We start from the raw sequence: 7,780 nt of genomic DNA on the forward strand, positions 1-7,780 counted from the left end.
CCATTACTAATTATATTTTAATGAATTGATCTACATCTAGAACAAAAACTGTTGCACCGCCAACTTCAACTTCAACAGGATATGGAACAAACATGCCTGTAGTTTCAGAAATAGGAGATGGTGAAGCCACAATTTGTTTTCTAGTTTTACAAACTTCTTTTATTACATCTACAATTATTTCTACTTTTTCTTTTTCAACCCCTATAATCAATGTAGTGTTCCCTGATTTTAAGAAACCACCGGTAGTTGCAAGTTTAGTAACTCTATACCCCTTTTCCGTAATGGCCTCTACTAACTCTGCAGCATAATCATCTTGGATAATTGCAAAAATCAATTTCATCTACACTCCTCCATTAATATTAAAATATTATATTTATTTTATCACATTTTTGATTTCTCTGTATATCTGCTCATGTATTTTTTCAATTGTATTAATTTTATTATTACTTATGCAATCTATCTTTACCCAATTGTATTTATTAGCTACGTAACAAGCTGTTTCATAAGATTTTATTAAATACCCTTTATCTTTCTCATGAATATCCTTTTCTTCTTGCCCATTTATTTTGTTTTTTCTGTTTTTCATTAATTTATTTGCATGTTCAGGCGGCATATTTAAAAAAAACACACAATCCGGAACTGGAAGTCCAAACTTTATAAATTCAAAATCCCATAACCATTTTAAAAATTTATCTTTTTCTTCCTTAGCATCCATTTTAGATGCTTGATGAACCATATTAGCTGTTGTATATCTATCTGCTAATATTATACCTCCATTCTCATAAAACTCTTTCCATTCTTTTTTATATGAAGCAAATCTATCTGCTGCATAAAAAGTAGATGCAACATAAGCATTTACATCTCCTGGTTTATCCCCAAAATCACCATTAAGATACATTTTAACTAATTCGGATGATTTGCTATTGTAATTTGGGAATTCTATCTTTTTTATGTTATGTCCTTCTTTTCTTAATCTATTATATAATTTATCTGATTGAGTTTTTTTACCTGCTCCATCAGTTGCTTCTATTATAATTAATTTACCTTTCATATGTAAATTCCCCCTATACCTTCATAAAAGAGTTCACACTATTTTTATAAAGTACTTATCCTTATCTTTAATTAAACCCAATATAGATTTATTGTTTTTCAAGTAATATTGTATCATTTTAATGATATTTTTGCTAATTATTTCCCCTGGCATAATAATTGGGACTCCTGGTGGATATGGCACTATAGCTTCCGCAGATATGCTGCCTTCTGATTTATCTAACTCTATAATAATTTTTCTTCTTTCAATTACTTCGTAAGGCCACAATTTAATACTTGGACTATCTGCATTTAATAATACAATTTTTTCTTCTTTGTAGTTTTCTAAATTACATTCTTTTAATTTATTATATAATAACTTAAAATCACTTTCTTTATTGAATGGCGATAAAATTAATATAATATTATTTGTATCATTCATTTCACTTTGTATACCATTTTTCCTTAAATAGCTCATTACCCCTTCAGCACTGTATCCTTCTTTTATATTTATAATATATCTAGATTTATCCATATCATGTATGCTATTATCTAAACTTTCTAGCGCCAATATATGTATACCTTCAATAGTATTGATTTTTTTTCTATATATTTCAGCTGTATTTATAAGCTTCTTATAATCTGTTCTTCCAAAATACTGTAAGTAGTATCTAGTATATTCCATAGAGCACATAAGCATATATGACGGACTAGTAGAAGTAAATGCACTTACATAAAAATCTGATTTATCTATCAAATCAGAATTATTTATATGTAAATATGCTGTTTGAGTAAAGCTAGGTAACGTTTTATGACTACTCATTACAACCATGTCTGCTCCTGATTTAACCGCACTTTCAGGCAATTCTTCACAAACCCCAAAATGTGCTCCATGAGCTGAATCAACTAAAACATACATATTTGCTTTATGAGCTTCTTTAATAATTTTTTTTAGGTCTAAACAAATACCATAATAATTAGGATAAGTTATTATAATTCCCTTTGCATCATAGTTCTCTTTAATAGTATCAAAAAAATACTCCTCGTCTATAGATAGAGGAGCATTATACTTTTTATCTATTTTATTGTTGATGTAAACTGGTTTTAGTTTTCTAGTTATAATTCCGTTCATAATAGATCTATGACAATTTCTTTCTACTAATACTTTATCCCCTTCTTGGAAACAGGAAAAAATCATAGCTAAATTACCACTAGTACTTCCATTCACAAGAAAATATGCTTTTTTACTTCCATAATACTCTTTTAATAAATTTAAGCTTTCCTTTATTATTCCTTCCGGTTTATGAAGATTATCTACTCCTTCAACTTCCGTTATATCCATTTTTATTATATTATCGTATAATTTTTTTCCCTCATCAGTTCTAATGAACCCATCACCATTTTTATGTCCGGGCATAGAAAAAGAAATATTATTTTCATTAATATAATCTAATACCCCCTTCAGCAGTGGTAATCTGGACAATCAAAATCCTCTCCCTTACTCATATAATGCACTATTTTTCTTCTTATGCATTTTTCATAATAATCATAAAAATCTGTACCTGTTTTTGAGTTAATTATTCTTTTTTCACAGTTAATACAAATTCCTCTTCCATTTATCATTATACCATCATTTAGAGGCTTTCCACATATAATACAGCTTTGCTTGTTTAAATATTTCATAACTTTCTCCCTTCAAAATGTTAGTAATGATTTATTTCGTATTAATTTAGATGATTATTTTAATTTTAGCCTCATACTATATATTTTATTCAGCATACCCGCAAAACTTATTTTGTCCACAAAAATAATTTTTAATAATTAAATTTTCTCTGGTTATAATAGTAAATATATAAAAGAAATTTGAAGAAACAAATTATTATACAAAGGAGTAAATTATATGAAACAAAAGACTGCTTCTTATCTATCCACAATAAAACCGGATATTATTAATATAAATACTTTTTTACATAACACTTTAGAGGAAAGTTATCACGAATATAAATCTAGTCAATATTTAATTGAGTTATTAAAAACTAATTCTTTCCACGTGATAGAAAATTTTTGTGGTATGGAAACTGCTTTTAAAGCAGAACTTGGAACTTCTTACCCTAAAATAGCTTTTTTGTGTGAATATGATTCATTTCCACTTAAAGGACAAATTTTAGGCACAAGCTTTACTTCTACGGTATCTATCGCAAGTGTCTTAGCACTATCAAAGATTATAGATACTATAGGTGGCTCTTTAACAGTCATAGGATGTCCAGGCGAGTTAAAGGGTGGAAGTAAAGTTTCCATGGCTAAAATGGGTGTTTTTGATGATATAGATGCTGTTCTAATGGTTCAACCTCATAATCACACTTCAATTAATGGTTCGTCACCTGCCGTTTTGCCCATTAAAATATTTTTATCCTGTGAGGATAGCAATCACTATACTCCTTTAGAAGGATGTATTTATATTATTGATTCTATAAATATTTTATTGAAAAGTTATTGTAAAGATTGTTCTATAGATAACATTAAGATAGATGGATCATTAAATCCTTCTATTTTAAAAAACACATTAGAAGTTAAATTTTCAATTAAATCAGTTAATCTAGATATTGCTTATAATATAAAAGATAAAATAGAAGAAATATGTTCCTTTAGTAAAAGTTTATTAAATATTGATTATAAAATTCATTTAAATAATGTTCCATATGATACTTTATTTTATAATAATACTTTAAATAGACTTTTAGCTCATAATCTAAAAGAGTGTGGAATTATACATCTTGAAGACATTAAAGATTATAATTTCGGATTAAGTCTAGGTAATGTTAGCCATATAGTTCCTTGTATTAGACCTTTTATTTCTCTATCTAATGATAAAATTTTCGGCACAAGTGATTTTATCGAAGCAAGTAGTTCTAGCTCTTGTATAGACTTAATAATGAATTGTGCTCAAGCACTTAGCAATACTGCTATAGATTTGATTGAAAAAGAATCCCTTATTCAGGAAGCTAAAATAGAATTAAATAATTTAAAAGCTAGGCCATAGGCCTAGCTTTTTTAAAAAGTTCTATTTCTTAAATCATTTAATTTCAAAACCAAATTTTCACTTGGTTGAAAATAAAAGATTTCATTTTTATCATTAATTCTATAAGTACAACAATACATACTAGGAGTAACAATAAGGCTTGTATATTTTTTAGCCATAAACTGATGAATACTCAATTTTCTATACCAAATTTTATCTATAGATTGAATACTGCTTACTTTTATATTTTCTAAAATTTCCTGTTTTTCATTAGATAATCTATATACAATAAATTGATCTGCAATTATTGAATACTTATATCTTAATTTACATTTTATTATTTCTTTGTACACAATTATACTCAAAAAAATTATTGCCATTATTTTAGAATATCCCGCTATTCTATGACCAAAAACATTAATATTTTCTGCAATATCTGAAATAATAATCAAAAACTCACAAATAAAAATCATTGTAACTAAGCTTGTCATTTTACTTCTCACAACAACCTCTTTATGCATTACAAAACCTCCACTATTAAAATTGCCCACATGAAGATTATACTAACTTTTACGTAGTTATCAAATAAGAAAAAAGCTTTAATTGACCATTATTAAGTAAAATATTCTATTTTAAGAATTTAGCTACTCTATAGTATACTATATTACTCTTATGCTCTTATTAGCTCCTGAATTCTTATATTTGTTAAAAATAATTAAATTTTTTGTGTACAAGAATTCTTATACTATATGATTTTATTATTTACTAAAATAGCTTTATGGTATATTCTATTTGTAGAAAGGAATGATTGTATGATTTTTTTATATAAAACCCCAACTGAATTTGCTAATGTAAAAAAAATTGAGACTATTGAATATGGATGTTGGATTAATATGATAGATCCTTCTGAACAAGAATTATTATTAGTATCAAAAAAAACTGGTGTTCCTTTAGAGTTTTTAAATGCAGCTTTAGATGAAGAAGAAACTTCTAGAATTGATGTTGAAGATAATAATATTTTACTTATTGTTGATATTCCTTTTGCAGAAATGGAAGAAAACTCTTTAACTTATGATACTTATCCTTTAGGTATAATTTATTGTGACTTTTGCCTTATTACTATATGCCTAAAAAATAGCAAACTACTAACAGATTTCTCTGAAGGAAAAATAAAATCTTTTTATACCTATAAACGTTCTAGATTTATTCTACAATTATTATTTAGAATTGCTAGCTATTATTTGACATGCCTACGACAAATAGGAAAGAAAAGTTTAATGTTACAAAAATCCTTGCATAAATCCATGAGTAATAAAGTACTAATGCAATTACTTTCTTTACAAAATTCATTGGTTTACTTTTCAACATCACTAAAATCCAATGAAGCCACATTGGAAAAAATGTTGAAATTAACTATAATGCAGAAATATGAAGAAGATAAAGACGTCCTTGAAGATGTTATAATAGAAAATAAGCAAGCACTTGAAATGACCAGTATATACACAAATATTTTAAATACTACTATGGATGCATCTGCTAACATGATTTCTAATAATCTTAATCAGGTTATGAAATTACTTGCATCTATCACAATAGTAATATCTATTCCTAATATGATTTCAGGTATTTTTGGAATGAATTTAATTAGCTTACCCTTACAAAAAGATCCTTTTGGTTTTCTAAAAGTACTATCTCTTATTGGTTTAACTGCAGTGTTAACCACTATTATGCTTAGAAAGAAAAAAATGCTTTAAACAAATTTAATTAAATTTTTCTTATAATTTAGAAGGTTTCAAACAAATTAATAGTAATTTGTTTGAAACCTTTTTACTTTTTTACTATTTCAAAATAAACCTACTAATTTCTAAGAGGTAAAATATATAAATATGCTTTTATAACTTTTAATAAACAATTTGCACAACAGCATAAATATATTTCTGTAACTTTTGTATATTGGCTTTTTGTTGATAGTATGATAAATTATATATATTATAATTATAAAATGTTTAAAATATCATGTTAAAATTTATTAATTTATTAAAGGGGTGTTTTTTATGAATAAGCGCAAAATATTAAGTATTTTTGTTTCTACAGCACTGCTTGTAAGTATACTTACTGGATGTGGAAATAAAAATGTAGAAACTGTTGCTACAAGTGATGAAACTATAACATTGGGTGCTGTTTTATCTTTAACAGGAGATTTAGCTTCCATTGGTCAAACCGCTAAAAATGGTATTGAATTAGCCGTTGAAGAAGTAAATACAGCAGGTGGAGTTTTAGGAAAACAAATAAAGGTTGTTTATGAAGACGATGAAAATAAACCTGCAATGTCTTCTTCTGCCATACAAAAACTTATAAATAATAATCAAGTTATAGGTGTTATAGGTCCTTTAACTAGTCCTTGCTCAATAGCAGCTGGTCCCGTAGCTACTGAAAATAAAATTCCTATGATTTCGCCTTATGCAACAAATGCAAAAGTTACATCTGCAGGTGGTGAATACGTATTTAGAGCCTGTTTCATTGATCCTTTCCAAGGAGTAGTTATTTCTAAATTTGCAATTGATGAATTAGAAGCAAAGACCGCTGCAGTTTTCTATAATATTACTAATGACTATGCTAAGGGTCTAGCAGAAGTATTTATAGATGAATTTGCTAAAGCTGGAGGCGAGATAGTTGGTGTAGAAACATTTAATGAAGGCGATCAGGATTTCAATGCTCAATTGACTAATATAAAAGCAATGGATGCTGATGTTTTATTCTTACCTAATATGTATAATAACGTTGGATTAATAGCTAAACAAGCTAAATCATTAGGGATAGATAGTATATTACTTGGTGGTGATGGTTGGGATTCACCAGACCTATTCGCTATAGGTGGAAGTGATATAGATGGTGGATATTTTTCTACTCACTTTTCTCCAGATGATAAAAAAGAAATTGTATCTACCTATGTTGAAACCTATAAATCAAAGTATGGTGCTATACCTGATGTTTGTTCAACCTTATCTTATGATGCAACTAAAATTATGATAAAAGCTATCGAAGAGGCTGGAAGTACCGATACTGAAAAAATAAAGGATGCTATTCAATCTTTACAAATTAGTGCTGTTACTGGTGATATCACTTATGATGAAAACAGAAATCCTGTAAAAAGCGCAGTTATCATGAAAACAGTTGATGGTAAACAAGAATTCCTTAAAACTATTGAACCTTAAGTATTATTTTAATAAAAAATCGGCTATCTCAAAATAGAAAATTGAGATAGCCTCAATTTTTATTTTAACACAAGATATTAACTTTATGTGTTTACGGTTATTTTCATTATTTGATTTACAAAGAATAAAAAAGAAACTATCTCAGCATTAATTCTAAGATAGTTTCTTTTTTATTACCTGGCAACGACTTACTCTCCCACACAGTCACCCATGCAGTACCATCAGCGTGTTGAAGCTTAACCATCGTGTTCGGAATGGGAACGGGTGTTGCCTTCAAGCTATAATCACCAGATTATTTTGTTGTTTTTTGAATTATTCATTCAAAATTGCTTTCGAATGTTGCATTCAAAATTGCATAGTGAATTAATTAAATTGATCAAGCCCTCGACCTATTAGTATCAGTCAGCTTAATACATTACTGTACTTACACCTCTGACCTATCAACCTGGTAGTCTTCCAGGGGTCTTACTAACTTAACGTTATGGGAAATCTAATCTTGAGGTGGGCTTCACGCTTA

The 7,780-nt window shown here is 27.8% G+C and carries 8 protein-coding genes and 2 rRNA genes; 3 read left to right on the top strand and 7 right to left on the bottom strand.

Translation table 11 applies throughout. From position 1 onward, the window contains the following. Nucleotides 1-10: 10 nt before the first annotated feature. Genes BUB83_RS18960 through BUB83_RS18975 form a run of 4 tightly spaced genes read right to left on the bottom strand, consistent with a single transcriptional unit; the run spans nucleotide 11 to nucleotide 2,712 of the window. The gene (locus BUB83_RS18960; protein WP_073340696.1) at nucleotides 11-340 is read right to left on the bottom strand and encodes a cyclic-di-AMP receptor; all 330 of its coding nucleotides are present in this window, start codon (nucleotides 338-340) and stop codon (nucleotides 11-13) included. A 33-nt stretch (nucleotides 341-373) separates the two neighbouring features. Continuing rightward, nucleotides 374-1,051 (bottom strand): dTMP kinase, encoded by a 678-nt coding sequence (locus BUB83_RS18965; protein ID WP_073340697.1) that lies wholly within the window; start codon nucleotides 1,049-1,051, stop codon nucleotides 374-376. A 33-nt stretch (nucleotides 1,052-1,084) separates the two neighbouring features. After that, on the bottom strand, nucleotides 1,085-2,512 hold the full coding sequence (locus BUB83_RS18970) for an aminotransferase class I/II-fold pyridoxal phosphate-dependent enzyme (RefSeq protein WP_073340698.1): 1,428 nt from the start codon (nucleotides 2,510-2,512) through the stop codon (nucleotides 1,085-1,087). Continuing rightward, a complete protein-coding gene (locus BUB83_RS18975) occupies nucleotides 2,491-2,712 on the bottom strand; it encodes a sigma factor G inhibitor Gin (protein WP_073340699.1) in 222 nt (73 codons plus the stop codon). Before BUB83_RS18975 ends, BUB83_RS18970 begins: the two co-directional genes overlap by 22 nt. A 217-nt stretch (nucleotides 2,713-2,929) precedes the next feature. Between BUB83_RS18975 and BUB83_RS18980 the strand changes: the two genes are divergently transcribed. After that, a complete protein-coding gene (locus BUB83_RS18980) occupies nucleotides 2,930-4,069 on the top strand; it encodes a zinc-binding metallopeptidase family protein (RefSeq protein ID WP_073340700.1) in 1,140 nt (379 codons plus the stop codon). Nucleotides 4,070-4,080: 11 nt separating this feature from the next. Here BUB83_RS18980 and BUB83_RS18985 read toward each other — a convergent pair whose 3' ends face one another. Continuing rightward, on the bottom strand, nucleotides 4,081-4,569 hold the full coding sequence (locus BUB83_RS18985) for a hypothetical protein (protein ID WP_073340701.1): 489 nt from the start codon (nucleotides 4,567-4,569) through the stop codon (nucleotides 4,081-4,083). 291 nt (nucleotides 4,570-4,860) lie between these two features. On the opposite strand from BUB83_RS18985, the gene BUB83_RS18990 reads away from it, so the two are divergent. Together BUB83_RS18990 and BUB83_RS18995 are read left to right on the top strand one after the other, a co-directional pair. Further along, a complete protein-coding gene (locus BUB83_RS18990) occupies nucleotides 4,861-5,802 on the top strand; it encodes a magnesium transporter CorA family protein (protein ID WP_073340702.1) in 942 nt (313 codons plus the stop codon). A 300-nt stretch (nucleotides 5,803-6,102) separates the two neighbouring features. Then, complete coding sequence (locus BUB83_RS18995; protein ID WP_073340703.1) at nucleotides 6,103-7,263, top strand: ABC transporter substrate-binding protein; 1,161 nt, start codon at nucleotides 6,103-6,105, stop codon at nucleotides 7,261-7,263. 175 nt (nucleotides 7,264-7,438) lie between these two features. Here the strand turns inward: BUB83_RS18995 and rrf are convergent. Next, nucleotides 7,439-7,555, bottom strand: a 5S ribosomal RNA gene (gene rrf / locus BUB83_RS19000). A gap of 80 nt (nucleotides 7,556-7,635) precedes the next feature. After that, nucleotides 7,636-7,780 (bottom strand): 23S ribosomal RNA (locus BUB83_RS19005); the annotation flags it as partial.

It is taken from the genome of Clostridium grantii DSM 8605, from assembly GCF_900129965.1.
GTDB lineage: Bacteria > Bacillota > Clostridia > Clostridiales > Clostridiaceae > Clostridium_AF > Clostridium_AF grantii.

Coding starts and splice junctions, on each gene's coding strand:
- BUB83_RS18965 (WP_073340697.1), bottom strand. CDS start 1,051: ATGAAAGGTAAATTAATTATAATAGAAGCAACTGATGGAGCAGGTAAA.
- BUB83_RS18960 (WP_073340696.1), bottom strand. CDS start 340: ATGAAATTGATTTTTGCAATTATCCAAGATGATTATGCTGCAGAGTTA.
- BUB83_RS18980 (WP_073340700.1), top strand. CDS start 2,930: ATGAAACAAAAGACTGCTTCTTATCTATCCACAATAAAACCGGATATT.
- BUB83_RS18975 (WP_073340699.1), bottom strand. CDS start 2,712: ATGAAATATTTAAACAAGCAAAGCTGTATTATATGTGGAAAGCCTCTA.
- BUB83_RS18990 (WP_073340702.1), top strand. CDS start 4,861: ATGATTTTTTTATATAAAACCCCAACTGAATTTGCTAATGTAAAAAAA.
- BUB83_RS18995 (WP_073340703.1), top strand. CDS start 6,103: ATGAATAAGCGCAAAATATTAAGTATTTTTGTTTCTACAGCACTGCTT.
- BUB83_RS18985 (WP_073340701.1), bottom strand. CDS start 4,569: ATGCATAAAGAGGTTGTTGTGAGAAGTAAAATGACAAGCTTAGTTACA.